This window comes from Catellatospora coxensis (genome assembly GCF_016862635.1).
GTDB classification, from domain to species: domain Bacteria; phylum Actinomycetota; class Actinomycetes; order Mycobacteriales; family Micromonosporaceae; genus Catellatospora; species Catellatospora coxensis.
In genome coordinates this window covers 1-16,750 of sequence record NZ_BONI01000099.1, presented here as the reverse complement: position 1 = coordinate 16,750, position 16,750 = coordinate 1, and the positions used below count along the sequence as shown (strand labels likewise).

Here is a 16,750-nt window from a genome sequence, read left to right as displayed (position 1 = left end):
GAGCCGCCGACGACAACCCGTCGGCGGCTCCGGCGCGTCTGAGCACGCGAAGAGCCTTGCGGTCGCGCCGGACGGCCGCCCGGCGGTGCGGCGATCCGTCGACGGACGCGTGAGGTGGTGCGGGCGTGGTGCGTGAGCCGGACGGCGTCGGGGTCATCGACCTGGGCGTGCTGGCGGCCGACGAGCCCGACGAGCCGGCCGGGCCGGTGGTCACGTCCGGCCGGATACGCCTGCTGGCGGCGGTGCTGGCCGTGGCCGCGGTGCTGACCGGCGTGTCCGCGGCCGACCGGCTGCCCCGGCAGCGGGTGTCCACGCTGGCCTTCCTGCCGTCGTCGGCGGGAAGCACGTGGGTGGTCGACGACGCTCTCGTCATGGTCTTCGAGAACCAGCGCGCGGTGGCCTACGACCCGCGCGGCTGGCGGGAGCTGTGGTCGGTCCAGGAGGCCGCGCTCGTCCACGCGGTCGCGTACGACGACGTGGTGGTGCTGTTCCGCGGTGACGCGATGAACGAGCCCGCCCAGGAGAAGCCCGAGTGGGCGGTGGCCGTGGACCGGGCGACCGGGCAGCGGCGCTGGAGCAGCGAGCGGCAGCTCGAGGTGCGGGGCGACGTCATGGTCGCCTACCAGCCCGCCGCCGTGACGCCGGACATCGAGCTGCGCGACACCCGCACCGGCCGGGTGCGCTGGCGGGTGCCGGCCGCGCTCAGCTGGACCGTCGACTCGCGGCGCGCGGCGCTGTGGCGGATCGCGCCGGACGGCGAGCTGGTGGAGCACGACCTGCACACGGGAGCGGTGCGCCGGGCGGCCCGGGTGCGGCTGCCCGAGCCGGGCCGATACCTGAACCTGACGCTCGGCCGCGACGCGGTGGGCGTCACCGGGTTCGGCGACGGCGGCTGGGCGCGCGGCACGACGTTCTGGTACTCCACCACCGATCTCACCGCGCTCAGCGCGGCCGGCCAGTGGGCCTGGGAGCAGGACTGCGGCCGCGGTCTGCGCTGCGGGCACACCTTCGACGGCGAGCAGGTGTTCCTGGTCGACCCGGCCACCGGCGGCGTGCTGCGGACCATGCCCGCCGGGCAGACGGCCGGCAGCCCGCTGGGCCCGCTGCTGCTCGGGCAGGAGGGCCAGAACGACTTCAGCGTGCCGACGGTGCGCGGGGTGCTCGATCCGCGGACCGGGGAGCTGAACACCGGGCTGAAGGGCTGGCGGGTGCTCGCCGCGAACGGCGATCTCGTCCACGTGCTCGGCTGGTACGACCTGCCGAACCGGCGCACGTACCTGGCGGAGCTGACCGAGCGGGCGGCGGTGCGCCTCGGGGCGGTGCCGTACCTGCTGCGGGAGTGCGCCCTGACCGGGCGGACCCTGGTCTGCGCCACGATGGCGGGGGAGATCGTGGTGCTGCGGGTCGAACAGGAGCCGCGGTGACCGGGCCCGGCCTGGCCGGCACCGCCGTGATCGACCTCGGTGACGGCTGGGCAACCGAGCCGGCCGAGCCGGTCGAGCGGCCGGCGGGGCGCCGCCACTGGACCGTGTCCGCCGCCGCCGCGGCCTGCCTGGCGCTGCTCGCCCTCACCATGATCGCCGACAAGCCGCCGCCGCCCGCCCGGCTGACCGAGCTGGCCCGCTGGTTCGAGCCGCAGGCGTTCCTGCTCGCCACCGCCGGCACCGACACACTCCTGGTGCAGACCCATGACGCGATCACGGCGTACGACGCGGCCGACGGTCGGCGACGCTGGAGCCTGCCGCGCGTGGCCGACTCGATCCACGCCGCGGGCGACCTGATCGTGCTGGGCTTCTCCACACCGGAGGGCGAGTCGACGGAGCCGCAGTCCACGTCGCACGAGGCGGTGGCCGTGGACCGGATGACCGGACAGGTGCGCTGGCGCGCGCCGGCCCAGGTGCAACCGGTCGGCGACGTGCTGCTCGCCTTCTCCGGCGATCCGGCCCGCCCGGCGGTCGAGGTGCGTGACCTGGCGACCTACGCGCCGCGCTGGCGGGTGTCGGCGCGGTCGTTCGCCGTGGACGGCTGGGGCTCGGGGCTGTGGGAGCTGACCGGGGACGGGCAGCTGGTGGAGCACGATCTCGCCACGGGCGCGGTACGCCGCCGGACGAGGATCGGGCTGCCCGATGGCACCAGGATGACCGTACTGACCAGCCGTGACGCGGTCGGGATCATCGGCTACCGGTTCGACGCCGACGGGTTCGAGCAGGTCGCCGGGGTGCGGTGGTACGCCCGTGACGGGCTTGGCCCCGTGGGCGGGGAGCACCGGTGGATCGGCGAGTACGACTGCGGAGCCGGCACCTCCTGCGCCTATCCGGCCGACCAGGCGACGCCGTACCTGATCGACAGCGCCACCGGCGCGCCGATCCGGCCCCTGGCGCCGGACACGGCGCACGTCGGCAGTGCCGCGGGGCTGCTGCTGTTCGGCAGCGGCCGCGTCGGGAGCGCCGCGACCGGTCGGCTGGAGCCGGCCGGCGGCCGGCTGCGCACGGATGTGGCGGGCTGGCGCGTCCTGTCCACGACGGGGCAGGTGGCCCGGCTCCTCGGGCACGAGGATCACGATCCGTTCGCCACCCATCTCGCCGAGCTGACCGCCGACGGCCTGCGCCCGCTCGGCCGGGAGCCGCACGGGCTGGTGCAGTGCGCCACCGTGCCACGGGCGGCGGCCTGCACCACCACGTCCGGCGACGTCGTCATCTGGCGCATCGGAGAGGAGCGGCCATGAACACCGCGGCGGGTGGACCGGTGATCGACCTGGGCGGGGGCTGGCGCGAACCGCTGCCCGAACCCGGTGGGCCGCGACGCCGCCTGCGGGTGGTCGCGCTGGTGCTGGCCGCGGCGCTGCCGCTGGCGCTCGGCGGAGCGGCCGCGCCGGAGATGCGGCTCATCGAGCTGGCCCGGGTGCCGGTGGCCGACGCGTTGCACACCGACATGGTGTTCGCCGGGGACGTGGTGCTGCTGCGGGGGCAGGGCCGGCTCACGGCGTACGAGCTGGCCGACGGCACGGCCCGGTGGAGCGTGGAGCTGCCGGACCGGCCCGAGTTGAGCAGCATCGTGGTCTCGCCCGCGGTGCCGGACATCGCGGTGATCGCGCAGTCGGACGGAGGGAACGCCCAACTCAGCGTCGCGCTCGACCTCGCCACCGGGGCCGAGCTGTGGCGGACCCACCAGCTGATGGAACCGACCGGCGACACGGTGCACACCATGGGCTCGGTGTACGGGGCGAACGGCGCGCCGGCGGTCCACATCCACGACCTGCGGACCGGGGCCCGGCTGTGGACCATGCCGGACGCGGTGAACACCGCGTTCGACGCCAAGGGCGGCACAGCCTGGACGGTGAGCCCGGACGGGCTGGTCACGGCGTACGGCGGGCGCGACGGCCGGGTGCTGCGCAGCGGCACGGTGCGGGTGCCCGAGACGGTCGACTCGGCGTTCGCCATCGGCGGTGAGCTCGCCCTCGGCTACACCACCGGTGCCGGCCCCCGGACGGCCTGGTTCGACGGGACGACGCTGGCGGCGGTGCCCGGTCCCGTGCCGGACGGCCGGAGTGTCGACTGTGGTCCGTTGTTGCGCTGTGTGCCGCTGTCCGACCCGCCCGCGGGTCTGGAGGTGACCGACCGGGCGACCGGCACGGTGATCCGCCGACTGGCCACGGGGCCGTACCTGACCAGGGACTCCCACCTGCTCATCTTCGACCGCGACGGGGACATGGACGGCGGGCTCGGTCCGCGCCCCCACACGGTGATCTCCTTCGACACCGGGCGGGCGGTCGATGTCGAGGGCTGGGCGGTGCCGTGGCAGCAGTCGCCGGTGTCGGTGCTGGTGCGCCAGGTGGCGGAGGGCAGGGTGCTGCAGGTCGCCCGGCTCGGCCCGGACGGGCCGGAGGTGCTGGCGCAGCTGCCCGGTGATGTGCGACGGTGTGCGTTCGAGCAGCGGATCCTGCTCTGCACGCGGAACGACGACCAGGCGATCCTCTGGCGGCTGCGCGACTGATCCGGCCCGGCGGGAGGCAGGGTGACCGTGCTCATCGACCTCGGCGACCCGCGCGGGCTCGCCGAGGAGCCGGACGACGGGCCGCGGCTGTCCCGGTCGGGCCGGCAGGCCCTGGCACTGCTGATCGTGGCGCTCGCCGGGCTGCTGGCCTGCGGCGGATCCGCGCCGGTGCCCGCCGTGCCGCTGCACTGGATCACCCAGCTCGCGCCCCCGCTCGCCGCGCCCGTGGTGTTCGCGGATGACCTGGTGCTGGCGATGCACCGCGGCGAGGCCGGCCGGAGCCTGGTCGCCGTCGGCCTTGACGGCGCGGAGCGCTGGCGGCTGCCGCTGGACGGCGACTCCACCGAGGTGCACGAGGCCCGGCGGCTCGGCGGGACGCTGCTGGTCACGGTGCTCGACAGCGCCGCGGCGGCCGAGCCGTGGACGACGTACGGGCTGGACCCGGCGACGGGGGAGCGGCGGTGGCAGGAGCGGGCCTACCTGCTCGGCGTGGGACCGGGCGGCGCGACCGCGGTGCTGGTCGGCATGTCCGCCGCGCTCGACTGGTACGGCGGCTGGGACGTGGCGAGCGGACGGCGGCTGTGGCGGCGCACCCTCGACAGCTCCTTCTGGCTCGCGCCGCACCTGGTCGACGGGCAGCTCGCCGGGATGGTGCTGGTCCAGACCGTCGGCGGCGGCGACCGGGTGCGTTCGGTCGGCCTCGACGGCGGGCTGGGCGCCGCCCGCACGCTGCCCCCGCAGGCGAGCGGCATGCAGGTGGTCGGCAGCCTGGCGGTGGTGGCGTACGAGCGCGCCGGGCGGCGGCGGGTGGCCGCGCTGCGCCTGCCCGCGCTGGAGACGGCCTGGGACGTCGCGCCGACGTTCGACAGCAGGCACGTCTACCTGACCGGGTGCTCGCCCCTGGTCTGCGCCAGCGCGGCCGACGAGGTGTGGCTGCTCGACCCCGCCGACGGCGCGGTGCGCTGGCAGGGCCGGATCGGCGGGTTCACCCCGCTCGGGCCGGGCCGGGTGCTCACCGGCACCGACGAGCGCCCGCTGGCCGGCGTCCTGCGCGACGTCACGACCGGGGCCGAGCTGCTGCGGCTGGACGGCTGGATCCCGGCCGGGACCGACGGCCGCAGGCTGGTGCTGACCCGCACCGACGGCGACCGGACCTGGTTCGGGGTGGTCGACATGGCCCGGCCGGGCCGGGTCCGGCTGGTCGGCACCGGCGGGATCACCCTGGACCGGTGCTGGCTGGGCGGCGCGACGCTGGTCTGCCAGTCGCTGATCGGCCTGGACGTCTACCGCCTCGCGGACTGACCGGGCGGGGTCACCAGTTGGCCTGGCCCGGCGGAGTCGGCAGCGGCACGGAAGCGGGGTGGATGACGTACACCACGCCGCGGCTGCTGTTGAGCCAGGCCGCCTCCCACTCGGCCCGGCCGACGGGTTTGCGCACCTGCGCGTTGCTCGCCGAGTTCGGGTCGTTGAGCACCGGGTCGCCGCCGGGGGTGAAGCCGACCAGCGCCATCAGGTGCCCGCTGGTGCTGTAGTCCAGCCCCGGCACCTGGCCCTTCTTGTACGACGCCGAGGCGATCAGCGGGATGCCCGCGGCGATGAACCGCTCGGCCTCGTTGAGCGAGCGCAGCCGGGTCACGAAACCGCGCAGCCCGAACCGGCCCGCGTAGGCGGTGTTGAACGGCCAGTTGCCGCACCCGTCGAAGTCGTGGTCGAAGGTGTGCCGGGCGGCGAAGTCGACCCACGGGTCGGCGTAGGACGGGTCCACCCAGGCGTAGTCGGCGGGGGCGGGGCCGGCGCCCCAGTAGGCCAGCACCATCGACGTCGAGGTGGGGCTGCACCACGCCTCGCCGCCGCCGTTCCACTGCGGGTACTCGCCCTGGTGGATCTGCTGCGAGTACTGCGGCACGTCGAGCACCACGCCCTGCGCCGCGAGCGGCACGCTCGGGGTGAGCTTGCCGGGGGCGGGCAGCGCCGAGGCGACCGCGCCGAGGGTGCGCAGCACCGGCACGTCGGTGCTGCCGACCGGGCGGAGCAGGGTCGCCCGCAGCCGCCAGGAGGCCAGGGCGCGCCCGTCGGCCGCGACGTAGGTGTCGGCGTACACGGTGCCGTCCGCGTCGCCCTGGCCGCGTACGGAGGTGCGCCGGAAGGACACGTCGTCGGCGGCCCAGCGGCCGAGGTCGAACCACTTCGTGGTGGTGCCCGCGACGGTGGTGCCGCTCAGCTCGATGCGCACGAAGCAGGCGCCGGGGGTGTCCGCGGTCCAGGACGGGATGACCTCGGTGGCGGCGAAGCCGGTGGCGGTCTCCGGCCCGGTCCAGGAGGCGGTCTCGTAGTCGGTGGTCAGTCCGGTGACGGGGTCGGTGTGGGAGAAGTTCCCGGTCGGGGCGGCGAAGGTGAGACCTCCGGTGCCGGCGAAGACGCCGCTGCCCGTACCCTCGGCCCAGCGCTGCGGCGAGTCCCAGCGGCGGAACGCGATGTCCCGGCCGGCGGGCGGCTTCTTGCCCGTCGCGGCGGCGGCCTCGTCGGCCGGCACGGCGGCGGCCGCGACGACCGCGCCCGCGGCGGTACGCAGGACGTTGCGTCGGTTCATCGGTGCCTCCCGTGGTGTGCCGGACGCTGGAGATTCTCTGCAATGAGAGTTCTATAGACGAAGATTTTTTGCAATGGCCCCGGGGTTCTATCTTCGTGTGCGGAACCGGGCCGAAGGAAGGCGGAGACGTGCGGGTGCTGGTGGTGGAGGACGAGCGGCACTTGGCCGATGCGATCGCCCGCGGGCTGCGCCGGCACGGGCTGGCCGTGGACGTCGCCTACGACGGCAGCGTCGGTCACGAGATGGCCTTCGTCACGCGGTACGACGTGGTGGTGCTCGACCGGGACCTGCCCGGTATGCACGGCGACCAGCTGTGCGCCGCGCTCGTCGGCTCCGGGGCGCTGACCCGGGTGCTGATGCTGACCGCCAGCGGCAGCGTCGCCGAGCGGGTCGAGGGCCTGCGCCTGGGCGCCGACGACTACCTGCCCAAGCCGTTCGCCTTCGACGAGCTGGTGGCCCGGGTGCAGGCGCTCGGCCGCCGGGCCACCCCGGTCACCCCGCCCGTGCTGCGCGCCGGAGACCTCGAACTCGACCCGGCCAAGCGCTCGGTGACCCGGGGCGGCGTGCTGGTCGACCTGACCAACAAGGAGTTCGGCGTGCTGGAGGAGCTGCTGCGGGCCCGCGGCGGCGTGGTCTCCACCGAGGAGCTGCTGGAACGGGTCTGGGACGCCAACACCGACCCGTTCACGACCATAGTGCGGGTCACCATGCGCACGCTCCGCATGAAGATCGGGCAGCCCGGGCTCATCGAGACGCTGGTCGGCGCCGGCTACCGCATCCCGTCGGCGGCGCAGGACGGTGCCGCGTGACGGCCCGGCCGAAACGCGTGCCCGCCCGCCGCGGCTTCCGGCCCACCCTGCGGCTGCGGCTCACCCTGCTCAACGGGGTGCTGCTGGTCGGCGCGGGCGTCCTGCTGATGCTGGTCGCCTGGCTGGTCGTCAACGCCGTGCTGCACCCCGCCGACGAGCTGGCCCCGGGCACCGTGGTCCGGCTCGCCGACGGGCAGCAGCTGGACGCCCGGCAGTGGCAGGAGTCGGTGCTGGCCGCCGCGCAGACCGAGCTGACCGTCAAGGGCCTGGTCGCCGTGCTCGCGATCAGCCTGGTCGGCGTCCTCGGGGCGTACGCCGTCGTCGGCCGCGCCCTGCGCCCGCTGCACCACGTCACCGCCACCGCCCGCAAGCTCGGCGGGGAGACCCTCGACCAGCGCATCCGCTACACCGGAGCGGACGACGAGGTCGCCGAGCTGGCCGACACCTTCGACGCGATGCTGGACCGGCTCGGCGCGGCGTTCACCGCGCAGCAGCGCTTCGTCGCCAACGCCTCGCACGAGCTGCGCACCCCGCTGGCGGTGATGCGCACCGAGATCGACGTGACGCTGTCCGACCCGGCGGTGGACACCGCCGAGCTCAAGCGCATGGCGACCGTCGTACGCGACGCGTCCGAGCGGGCCAACGCCCTGGTCGACGCGCTGCTCATGCTGGCCCGCAGCGAGGGCCGCACCGGCCTGCGCAACGAGCCGGTTGACCTCGGCACGGGCGTGCTGGGCGCGCTGTCCGCCATGGACCACGAGGTGCGCCGGATCAAGATCGCGGTCGACACCAAGCTCGACCCCGCTCCGGTCATCGGCGATCCCAGCCTGCTGGACCGCCTCGCCGGCAACCTCATCGAGAACGCGGTCCGCTACAACCACCTGGGCGGGCAGATCTGGGTGGAGAGCCGCCACGACGGCGAGTTCGCCCGGCTCATGGTCGGCAACACCGGGTTCAAGGTGGACCAGGCCGACGTGCCCGGACTGTTCGAGCCGTTCCGCCGCGGCGGCCGCGAGCGCACCGGTGCCCGGGGCTCCGGCCTGGGCCTGTCCATCGTGCGGGCGGTGTGCGTGGCGCACGGCGGCACGGTCGGCGCGGTGGCACTGCCCGGTGGCGGTATGGAGGTCACCATCGCGCTGCCCCTAGCATCGGTGAAATGACCTCTCTGATCCGGCACATCACCGTGGACTGCACCGATCCGTACGCGCTGGCGGGCTTCTGGAGCGAGGTCACCGGCTACCCCCGCGACCCCGACGACAAGCCCGAAGACCCGGCAGCGCTGCTCATGTCGCCCGACGACGGGCCGGACCTGCTGTTCATCGCCGTGCCCGAGGGCAAGGCCGTCAAGAACCGCCTGCACTTCGACGTGCAGCCGACCGACCGCAGCCGCGACGACGAGATCGAGCGGCTGCTCACCATCGGCGCGACCCTGGTCAACGACCTGCGCAACCCCGACGGCACCGGCTGGGCGGTCATGGCCGACCCCGAGGGCAACGAGTTCTGCGTCGAACGCTCCGCCGCCGAACGTGCCACCGCAGCCGTATGAGCGAGGCCCGTTTGAAGGCACTGCTGGATGCGGCGGCGGACATCCCGATCATCGCCGACCCCGAAGCGCACTATCGCTTCGTGCAGTCCCGGTCGGAGGATCAGCCGCAGCAGCCGAACGCCGCCGACCCGGTCACCGAAACGCGGTGATCGCTGTTTCCGGTCAAGAAGTCGGGTCGAAGCCCGTTTCCTGTCCGGAAACAGCGATCATCGTGTCGCGTCAGGCGAAGGTGCGGCCGGTCACGGCGGCGGAGACGCCCGCGCGGTCCAGGTACGGCGTGATGCCGCCCAGGTGGAACGGCCAGCCCGCGCCGAGGATCATGCACAGGTCGATGTCGGCGGCCTCGGCCACCACGCCCTCGTCCAGCATCAGCCGGATCTCCTGCGCCAGCGCGGCGAGCGCCTGCTCCCGCACCTGCTCGCCGGTCAGCGGGGCGTCACCCTGCACGAGCAGCGCCTCGACCTCCGGGTTGAGCCGCTCGTCGACCAGCAGGGGCAGACCCGACTTGGCGATCGCGGCCAGGTTGGGGCTGGCCGAGAAGCGGTCCGGGAACGCGCCGTGCAGGGTGCCGCCCACGTGCGCGGCGACCGCCGGGCCGACCAGTGCCAGCAGCGCCATCGGCCGCATCGGCAGGCCCAGCGGGTCCAGCGCCCGGTCGGCGGTCTTGAGCGGGGTGCCCGCGTCGACGGCGTTCCAGATCTCGCCCAGGAAGCGGGTCAGGATCCGGTTCACCACGAACGCCGGGGCGTCCTTGACCAGCACGCAGCTCTTCTTCAGCTGCCTGCCGACGGCGAACGCGGTGGCCAGCGTGGCGTCGTCGGTGGCGTCGCCGCGCACGATCTCCAGCAGCGGCATCATCGCGACCGGGTTGAAGAAGTGGAAGCCCACCACCCGCTCGGGGTGCGCCAGGTCGGCGGCCATCGCGGTGACCGACAGCGACGAGGTGTTGGTGGCCAGCACCGTCTCCGGCTTGACGATCTGCTCCAGCTCGGCCCAGACCGCCTTCTTGACCGACAGCTCCTCGAACACGGCCTCGATGACGAGGTCGGCGTCGGCGAACACGGACTTGTCGACCGAGCCGCTGACCAGGCCGCGCAGCTTGGCTGCCGTACCCACGGACATGCGGCCCTTGCTCACGGCCTTGTCGATCTCGGCGTGCACGTAGCCCACGCCCTTGTCGACCCGGGCCTGGTCCAGGTCGGTCATGACCACCGGGACCTCGAGGCGCTTGGCGAACAGCAGCGCCAGCTGCGAGGCCATCAGGCCCGCGCCGACGACGCCGACCTTGGTCACCTTGCGGGCCAGGGACTTGTCCGGCGCGCCCGCGGGGCGCTTGGCCCGGCGCTGCACCAGGTCGAAGGCGTACAGGCCGCTGCGCAGCTCCGGGGTGACGGCGAGGTCGGCCAGGGCCTGGATCTCGGCCTCGATGCCCTCGGCGGTCACGCCGTTCTTGGCCAGCGTCAGCAGGTCGAGCGCCTTCGAGGCGGCCGGGACCGCGCCGTGCAGGCGCTTGTCCAGCTCGCCGCGGGCGAAGCCGACGACCGCGTCCCACATCTCGGAGCGGTCCACCTCGGCCCGGTTCACCGTGACGGCGCCGTTGACGACCCCGGCGGCCCACTCCAGCGAGCGCTCCAGGAAGTCGGCGGGTTCCAGCAGCGCGTCCGCGATGCCCATCTCGAAGGCCTGCTTCGGCTTGAGCATCTTGTTCATCATCAGCGGGTTCTGCACCACGACCTGCGCCGCGGGCACGATGCCGATGAGGTTCGGCAGCACCTGGGAGCCGCCCCAGCCGGGGATGAGGCCCAGCGAGACCTCGGGCAGCGCCAGCGCGGCCGCGCCGGACGACAGGGTCCGGTAGTGGCAGTGCAGCGCCACCTCCAGGCCGCCGCCCATGGCCGCGCCGTTGACGAACGCGAACGTGGGCACGCTGCTCTCGCGCAGCTTGGCGAAGGTGGCGTGGCCCAGCCGGCCGATCTGCTCGACCTGGTCGCGCGAGGTCATCGCGGAGAAGCCGGTGAGGTCCGCGCCGACGCAGAAGATGTACGGCTTGCCGGTGACCGCGATGAACGACGGCTGCGCGGCGTGCGCCTCGTCGATCGCCTGCGACAGCGAGGTCAGCCCGCCGGGGCCGAAGGTGTTCGGCTTGGTGTGGTCCAGGCCGTTGTCCAGGGTGATCAGCGCGGCCGGGCGGTCGAGCCCGGGGACGGTGACCAGCCGGAGCTTGGCGTGGGTGACGATCTCGCTCACTTGTCCCCCTCGAAGTTCGGGTTCTCCCAGATGACCGTGCCGCCCATGCCGATGCCGATGCACATGGCGGTCAGGCCGTAGCGCACCTCGGGGTGCTCGGCGAACTGGCGGGCCAGCTGGGTCATCAGCCGTACGCCGGAGGAGGCCAGCGGGTGGCCCACGGCGATCGCGCCGCCCCACGGGTTGACCCGCGGGTCGTCGTCGGCGATGCCGAAGTGGTCGAGGAACGCCAGCACCTGCACCGCGAATGCCTCGTTCAGCTCGAACAGGCCGATGTCGTCGATGGTCAGCCCGGCCAGGCGCAGCGCGCGCTCGGTGGACGGGATCGGGCCGACGCCCATCACCTCGGGCTCCACGCCCACGAAGCCGTAGGACACCAGCCGCATCGCGATGGGCAGGCCCAGCTCGCGCGCGGTGTCCTCGGCGGCCAGCAGGCAGCTCGTCGCGCCGTCGTTGAGGCCTGCCGCGTTGCCCGCGGTCACCTTGCCGTGCGGGCGGAACGGGGTCTTCAGCCCGGCCAGCTTCTCCAGCGTGGTCTCGCGCGGCGCCTCGTCGGCGGTGGCCAGGCCCCAGCCGGTCTCGGGGTCGCGGGTGGCGACGGTGACCAGGTCGCCCTGCAGCTTGCCGGCGGCGTACGCGGCGGCGGTCTTCTGCTGGCTGGCCAGGCCGAACGCGTCGGCCCGCTGCTTGGTCAGGTGCGGCAGCCGGTCGTGCAGGTTCTCCGCGGTCGCGCCCATGACCAGCGCGGACGGGTCCACGATCTTCTCGGCCAGGAAGCGCGGGTTCGGGTCGACGCCCTCGCCCATCGGGTGGCGGCCCATGTGCTCGACCCCGCCCGCGATCGCGACGTCGTACGCGCCGACCGCGATGCCGGACGCGACGGTCGTGACAGCGGTCATCGCGCCCGCGCACATGCGGTCGATCGCGTACCCGGGGACCGTCTTGGGCAGGCCGGCCAGCAGGGCGGCGGTGCGGCCGATGGTCAGGCCCTGGTCGCCGATCTGGGTGGTGGCGGCGATGGCCACCTCGTCGACGCGCTCCGGCGGCAGCTGCGGGTTGCGGCGCAGCAGTTCGCGGATGCAGCGCACGACGAGATCGTCGGCGCGGGTGTTCGCGTAGATGCCCCCGTTCGCCTTGCCGAACGGGGTGCGCACGCCGTCGACGAAGACGACGTCGCGGACTTCACGGGGCACGGTCTGCCTCCTTGCAGTTAGGGAGCTGCCCCGGATGCTACTCGCGAGTAACTAGTTCGGTGAAGAGACCCGCTGTGGCTTGACTCACAAGTCGTCCTTGACCCTATGTAGAAAACCGATACACAATGATCGTCATGCGTATCACCGTCTCGGTGGCCCGGGTGCTCTCCGCGTTCCTGGCCGACCCCGCCGCGGACCGGTACGGCCTCGACCTGATGAAGGCCACCGACCTGCCCAGCGGCACGCTCTACCCGATCCTGCAGCGACTGCAGCAGGCCGGCTGGATCGGCGCGCAGTGGGAGCAGATCGACCCCGCGAGCGAGGGCAGACCGGCCCGGCGCTACTACCGGCTCACACCCGAGGGAGCCGCGCGGGCGCGCACCGCCCTCGCCGAGCTGCACGCCGCCACCTCGCCCGGCACCGCGGGCACGACCGAGGCCAGGCCCGCGTGGTGAGCCGGACCGCCGACCGCCTGGCCCGCACGCTGCTGCGCCTCGCGGCCGCCCGCCAGCCGTCGTCCCTGCGCGCCGACCTGCACCGCGAATGGGTCGCCGAGCTGCACGTGCTCGCCGCCGAGGGGCGACCGGGCCCGCTGCTGGCGTACGCGCTCAGCCTCGCCGTGTCCCGTCCCGCCGCGGCCGAGCCGCTCGCCGGCGGAACCTCGGCGGCCAAGCGGGTGCTGACCCACGCGGTCCTCGTCCTGCTCGCGCCCGCGTTCTGCTACGGCCTGGCGGTGGTCAGCTTCATCGGCATGGGCGTGCTCCGCGACCTGTTGTTCCCCGCGTTCCTCGACCACGACGTCGTCTACCGGCTGCAGGCACCGTCCGCCACGGTGCTCGCGCTGTCGTTCGCGGTGCTGGTCGGCTGGGTCAGCTGGTGGCTGGGCACGCAGGGCCCGCTGCGCGGCGTCCGGCTGGTCGCGCTCGTGGTGCTCGTGCTGGTGGCGGCGACCGAGGCGCTGGTCAATGCGGTGATCGGCACCGAGTACGGCCGCGCGACGGCGGTATGGCTGCCCGGCCTGCTGATCGCCGTGCTGGTGGCCGGGCGGCAGGCGCGCCGGGGACGGCCGGGGCGCGGCTGGCTGCTCGGCGCCGCGATCATGGCGGTGGCCGTCGACGGCGCGATCGTGGCGCAGGTGGCCGGAACCCACGCCGAGGATCTCACCTGGCATTACGCCTTCGCCCCGCTGTGGCTGCCGGCCGCCCTCGCCGACTGGTCGTTCGGCCTGCCCTATCCCACGGCGGCGGAGCTGTTCGTGATCGGTGACCGGGCGACCGGCATGCCGCAGCTGGTACTGCTGCTGTCGGCGTACGCGATCGGCTACGCGGTGGGTGCGGCTCGCCCGGCTCAGGCGGTCGCGCCGTCCGTTGCCGCGTCCGACCCGGACGGTTCCCCGGCCGAACCGTCCGGCTCGGGTTCCGCGGGGACGGCGACCAGTGCCTGAGCCAGCTCCTCGGCCAGCAGGCCGCACTGCCAGGCCCGGGCGCCGAGGTCACTGAGCACCTTGGTGACCGCGGCCGCGTCGGGATCGGTGGGCGGTTCCCAGGCCAGTCGGCGGACGAACTCCGGCGTGATCAGGTTCTCCGGCGGCAGGTGGTGCTGCTCGGCGGTCTTGGTGACCACCTCGCGGCAGCGGGCCAGCCGCGCGGCGGCCTCGGGGTCCTTGTCGGCCCAGCGGTGCGGCGGCGGCGGCCCCTCGAACACCGGAGTGGTGGGCAGGGCGTCGTCCGGCAGGGCGCGGGCCTCATCGAGCGCCTCCAGCCAGGTGTTCGCCAGGCGGCGTACCGAGCGGCCGCCGAAGCCCGGCAGGAGCAGCAGCTCGCGCTCGGTCTTGGGGTTCATCTCCGCCGCCGCGACGATCGCGGCGTCGGGCAGCACCCGGCCGGGCGCGGTGTCGCGGCGCACCGCGATGGTGTCGCGGGCGTACCACAGGGCGCGCACCCGCGACTGGGCGCGCGCGCCGCGCACCCGGTGCATGCCGGAGGTGCGCCGCCACGGGTCGGTGCGCTGCTTGGGCGGCCGCGCGCCGCCGGCGACGAGCGCGGCGAACTCCTGCGCGGCCCAGCCGGTCTTGCCCTGGCGGTCCAGCTCCTCGGCGAGCGCGTCGCGCAGCTCGACCAGCAGCTCCACGTCCAGCGCCGCGTAGATCAGCCAGTCGTGGGGCAGTGGACGGGTGGACCAGTCTGCCGCGGAGTGATGCTTCTCCAGGGTGCGTCCCAGTAGCTGTTCGGTCAGCGCGGCCAGGCCGACCCGCTCGAAGTCGGCCAGGCGGGCGGCCAATTCCGTGTCGAACAGCCGGCGCGGGCGCAGGCCCACCTCGGCCAGGCACGGCAGGTCCTGGCTCGCCGCGTGGAGCACCCACTCGGTGTCCGCCAGCGCATCGTCTAAAGCGGACAGATCGCCCAGCGGCACCGGGTCGATGAGTGCCGTGCCGGCCCCGCGGCGGCGCAGCTGGACCAGGTACGCGCGCTGGCTGTACCGGAAACCGGAGGCCCGTTCGGCGTCCACCGCGACCGGGCCGGTGCCCGCGGCGAACCGGGCCACGACCTCGGCGAACTCCGCCGGGGTGACCACCGGTTCGGGGGTGCCCTCGGCTGGTTCGGTCAGCAGCGTCGGCCCACCGCCGTTCGGTGTTCCGTCCGGCGCGCCGTCGCCCGAAGGGGTGCGATGGCGGGTCCGACGGCGCAGTGGTGCGTCCTCGTCGGTCATGGTCACACCGTACGGCCAGCCGGTCGGCGATGACGGCAGCACCCCGGGTATGGCGCGTCGGTGACCGGTGGGGCGGATGTGACGGACCTGTGAACGTGGTGGAAAACGGCTCCGAACGGGGGTGATGCGATTCGACAGCACCCAGTATGGTGTGCCAGCCCGATCACACCTGATCGGTGCACGGGGAGGAACACATGAGCACGGGCCCTCAGCCCGACACGTCGCCGGGCGCCGTCCCGCAGGGCGTGCCCGCACCGCATCCCGGTGCCCTGATCCCGGCCCAGCCCATGCCGCCGCAGCCGGGCCCGCCGCAGCACCCGGTGCCGCCGCAGCCGCTGCCCGCCCACCTGATTCCGGCGCAGCCCGGTCCAGCCGGGCACCCGGGTCCCTACCCGCCGGCTCCGGCGGGGCCGTACCCGCCCGTGCCGGCCGGTCACCTGCCCGGCCCGTTCCCGCCCGTTCCCGCCGGGCAGCCGCAGCAGCCGTGGCCGCCGCAGGTCCCGCCGCAGCCCGTCCCGGTGGCGTACCCGCTGCCCCCGCACCCCGCGTCCGCCGTGCCGGCACCGCCCGCGGCCCCCGCGAAGGCCGGCCTCTGGCGTCGCGTGCTGCGCTTCAACACGGTGCTCGCCGTGCTGCTGGCCGTGCTCATCGGTCTGGTCGCCTGGCAGAACGTGCGGATCGGGGAGCTGAGCACCGCCCTGGACGGCGCCGACCGCCGCCTCACCGAGCTCCAGCAGAAGGACGGCGGCCGCTTGACCGACGCGGAGTCCCGGCTCGGCGCGCTGGAGAAGGAGGTCGGCGGGGCCTTCAACGTGGAGAAGCTCGCCGCCGCCGTGCTGCCCAGCGTCTTCCGCGTGGAGGCGGGCCCCTTCACGGGCACCGCGTTCGCGGTCGGGCCGAAGGCCTCCGACGGCGGCACCAACCTGTTCACGAACTTCCACGTGGTCGAGGCGCTCTACAAGGACGGCGGCCGCACCGTGAAAATCACGCGTGACGGGCAGCGGTTCGATGCGAAGATCGTCCGCGTCAACAAGCTCCGTGATGTGGCCCAGCTGCACACCACGGCGAAGTTCACCGGACTCACGGTCGCCAAGACGCCCGCCAAGCCCGGTCAGCAGGTCATCGCGGTGGGCGCCCCGCTGGGTCTCACCGACACCGTCACCAGCGGCGTCATCAGCGCGATCCGGGAGTCCGGATACGAGGAGGGCCCGATGGTGCAGTTCGACGCCGCCATCAACCCCGGCAACTCCGGCGGCCCGGTGATCAACGGCCAGCAGGAAGTGGTCGGCATCACCGTCGCCGGATACCTCAACGCCGAAGGGCTCGGGCTCGCGATCCCCATCGCCGACGCCTGCAAGCTCTTCACCGTCTGCTGACCGGAACCCTTCGGTTCGGCGCGCACCACCATTCACGGAGGAAACAGATATGACCCACCCCGCGTCCCCGGCCGACGAGGCTCCCACGACGGCAGTGCCGGCGCAGGCGCCCGTTCTCCCGGTGACCCCTCCCGCCACGGAGCCCGTGGCGGCCGCACCCGCCCCGGCCTACCCCGCCGCTCCGGCCGCCGACGCCACCGTCGCGCAGCCGGCCGCCGCCTACCCGGCGACCGCGCCGCAGCCCGTCGCCGCCTACCCGGCCGCGACCCCGCAGCCGGCCGCCGCGT

General features: G+C 74.1%; 16 protein-coding genes. 12 read left to right on the top strand and 4 right to left on the bottom strand.

The features are described 5' to 3' along the window. The first annotated feature begins 125 nt into the window (after positions 1–125). From Cco03nite_RS37165 to Cco03nite_RS37150, 4 genes are read left to right on the top strand one after another with little or no spacing between them, the layout of a single operon-like run. A complete protein-coding gene (locus Cco03nite_RS37165) occupies positions 126–1,424 on the top strand; it encodes a hypothetical protein (protein WP_203698717.1) in 1,299 nt (432 codons plus the stop codon). After that, positions 1,421–2,725, top strand: coding sequence for an outer membrane protein assembly factor BamB family protein (locus Cco03nite_RS37160; RefSeq protein WP_203698716.1), 1,305 nt, complete (start codon positions 1,421–1,423; stop codon positions 2,723–2,725). Before Cco03nite_RS37165 ends, Cco03nite_RS37160 begins: the two co-directional genes overlap by 4 nt. Further along, the gene (locus tag Cco03nite_RS37155; RefSeq protein WP_203698715.1) at positions 2,722–3,993 is read left to right on the top strand and encodes an outer membrane protein assembly factor BamB family protein; all 1,272 of its coding nucleotides are present in this window, start codon (positions 2,722–2,724) and stop codon (positions 3,991–3,993) included. The genes Cco03nite_RS37160 and Cco03nite_RS37155 overlap by 4 nt, the downstream gene beginning before the upstream one ends. A gap of 21 nt (positions 3,994–4,014) precedes the next feature. Then, positions 4,015–5,295 (top strand): PQQ-binding-like beta-propeller repeat protein, encoded by a 1,281-nt coding sequence (locus Cco03nite_RS37150; protein WP_203698714.1) that lies wholly within the window; start codon positions 4,015–4,017, stop codon positions 5,293–5,295. A gap of 10 nt (positions 5,296–5,305) precedes the next feature. Here the strand turns inward: Cco03nite_RS37150 and Cco03nite_RS37145 are convergent, their stop codons facing one another. Then, positions 5,306–6,583: a C39 family peptidase gene (locus Cco03nite_RS37145; RefSeq protein ID WP_203698713.1), complete on the bottom strand. Its 1,278-nt coding sequence runs from the start codon at positions 6,581–6,583 to the stop codon at positions 5,306–5,308. 128 nt (positions 6,584–6,711) lie between these two features. Between Cco03nite_RS37145 and Cco03nite_RS37140 the strand changes: the two genes are divergently transcribed. Genes Cco03nite_RS37140 through Cco03nite_RS37125 form a run of 4 tightly spaced genes read left to right on the top strand, consistent with a single transcriptional unit; the run spans position 6,712 to position 9,087 of the window. Beyond that, positions 6,712–7,392: a response regulator transcription factor gene (locus Cco03nite_RS37140; protein ID WP_203698712.1), complete on the top strand. Its 681-nt coding sequence runs from the start codon at positions 6,712–6,714 to the stop codon at positions 7,390–7,392. A gap of 17 nt (positions 7,393–7,409) precedes the next feature. After that, positions 7,410–8,552 (top strand): sensor histidine kinase, encoded by a 1,143-nt coding sequence (locus tag Cco03nite_RS37135; RefSeq protein ID WP_203698727.1) that lies wholly within the window; start codon positions 7,410–7,412, stop codon positions 8,550–8,552. Next, positions 8,549–8,938 carry a VOC family protein gene (locus tag Cco03nite_RS37130; RefSeq protein ID WP_203698711.1) on the top strand — a complete coding sequence of 130 codons (390 nt, stop codon included), beginning with the start codon at positions 8,549–8,551 and terminating at the stop codon, positions 8,936–8,938. The genes Cco03nite_RS37135 and Cco03nite_RS37130 overlap by 4 nt, the downstream gene beginning before the upstream one ends. Continuing rightward, a complete protein-coding gene (locus Cco03nite_RS37125; protein ID WP_203698710.1) occupies positions 8,935–9,087 on the top strand; it encodes a hypothetical protein in 153 nt (50 codons plus the stop codon). The genes Cco03nite_RS37130 and Cco03nite_RS37125 overlap by 4 nt, the downstream gene beginning before the upstream one ends. A 70-nt stretch (positions 9,088–9,157) precedes the next feature. Here Cco03nite_RS37125 and Cco03nite_RS37120 read toward each other — a convergent pair whose 3' ends face one another. Both Cco03nite_RS37120 and Cco03nite_RS37115 read right to left on the bottom strand, forming a co-directional pair. Continuing rightward, positions 9,158–11,185, bottom strand: coding sequence for a 3-hydroxyacyl-CoA dehydrogenase NAD-binding domain-containing protein (locus tag Cco03nite_RS37120; protein WP_203698709.1), 2,028 nt, complete (start codon positions 11,183–11,185; stop codon positions 9,158–9,160). Next, positions 11,182–12,378, bottom strand: a complete 1,197-nt coding sequence (locus Cco03nite_RS37115) for a thiolase family protein (protein WP_203698708.1) — start codon at positions 12,376–12,378, stop codon at positions 11,182–11,184. The genes Cco03nite_RS37120 and Cco03nite_RS37115 overlap by 4 nt, the downstream gene beginning before the upstream one ends. Positions 12,379–12,512: 134 nt before the next feature. On the opposite strand from Cco03nite_RS37115, the gene Cco03nite_RS37110 reads away from it, so the two are divergent. Beyond that, the gene (locus Cco03nite_RS37110) at positions 12,513–12,833 is read left to right on the top strand and encodes a PadR family transcriptional regulator (RefSeq protein WP_203698707.1); all 321 of its coding nucleotides are present in this window, start codon (positions 12,513–12,515) and stop codon (positions 12,831–12,833) included. Further along, complete coding sequence (locus Cco03nite_RS37105; protein ID WP_203698706.1) at positions 12,830–13,822, top strand: hypothetical protein; 993 nt, start codon at positions 12,830–12,832, stop codon at positions 13,820–13,822. Before Cco03nite_RS37110 ends, Cco03nite_RS37105 begins: the two co-directional genes overlap by 4 nt. Here the strand turns inward: Cco03nite_RS37105 and Cco03nite_RS37100 are convergent. Further along, complete coding sequence (locus Cco03nite_RS37100) at positions 13,726–15,087, bottom strand: ribonuclease D (protein WP_203698705.1); 1,362 nt, start codon at positions 15,085–15,087, stop codon at positions 13,726–13,728. The genes Cco03nite_RS37105 and Cco03nite_RS37100 overlap by 97 nt on opposite strands. Positions 15,088–15,281: 194 nt before the next feature. On the opposite strand from Cco03nite_RS37100, the gene Cco03nite_RS37095 reads away from it, so the two are divergent. After that, positions 15,282–16,463, top strand: coding sequence for a trypsin-like peptidase domain-containing protein (locus Cco03nite_RS37095; RefSeq protein ID WP_203698704.1), 1,182 nt, complete (start codon positions 15,282–15,284; stop codon positions 16,461–16,463). Positions 16,464–16,512: 49 nt separating this feature from the next. Continuing rightward, on the top strand, positions 16,513–16,750 hold a 238-nt coding region (locus Cco03nite_RS37090; protein WP_203698703.1), incomplete at its 3' end, for a hypothetical protein.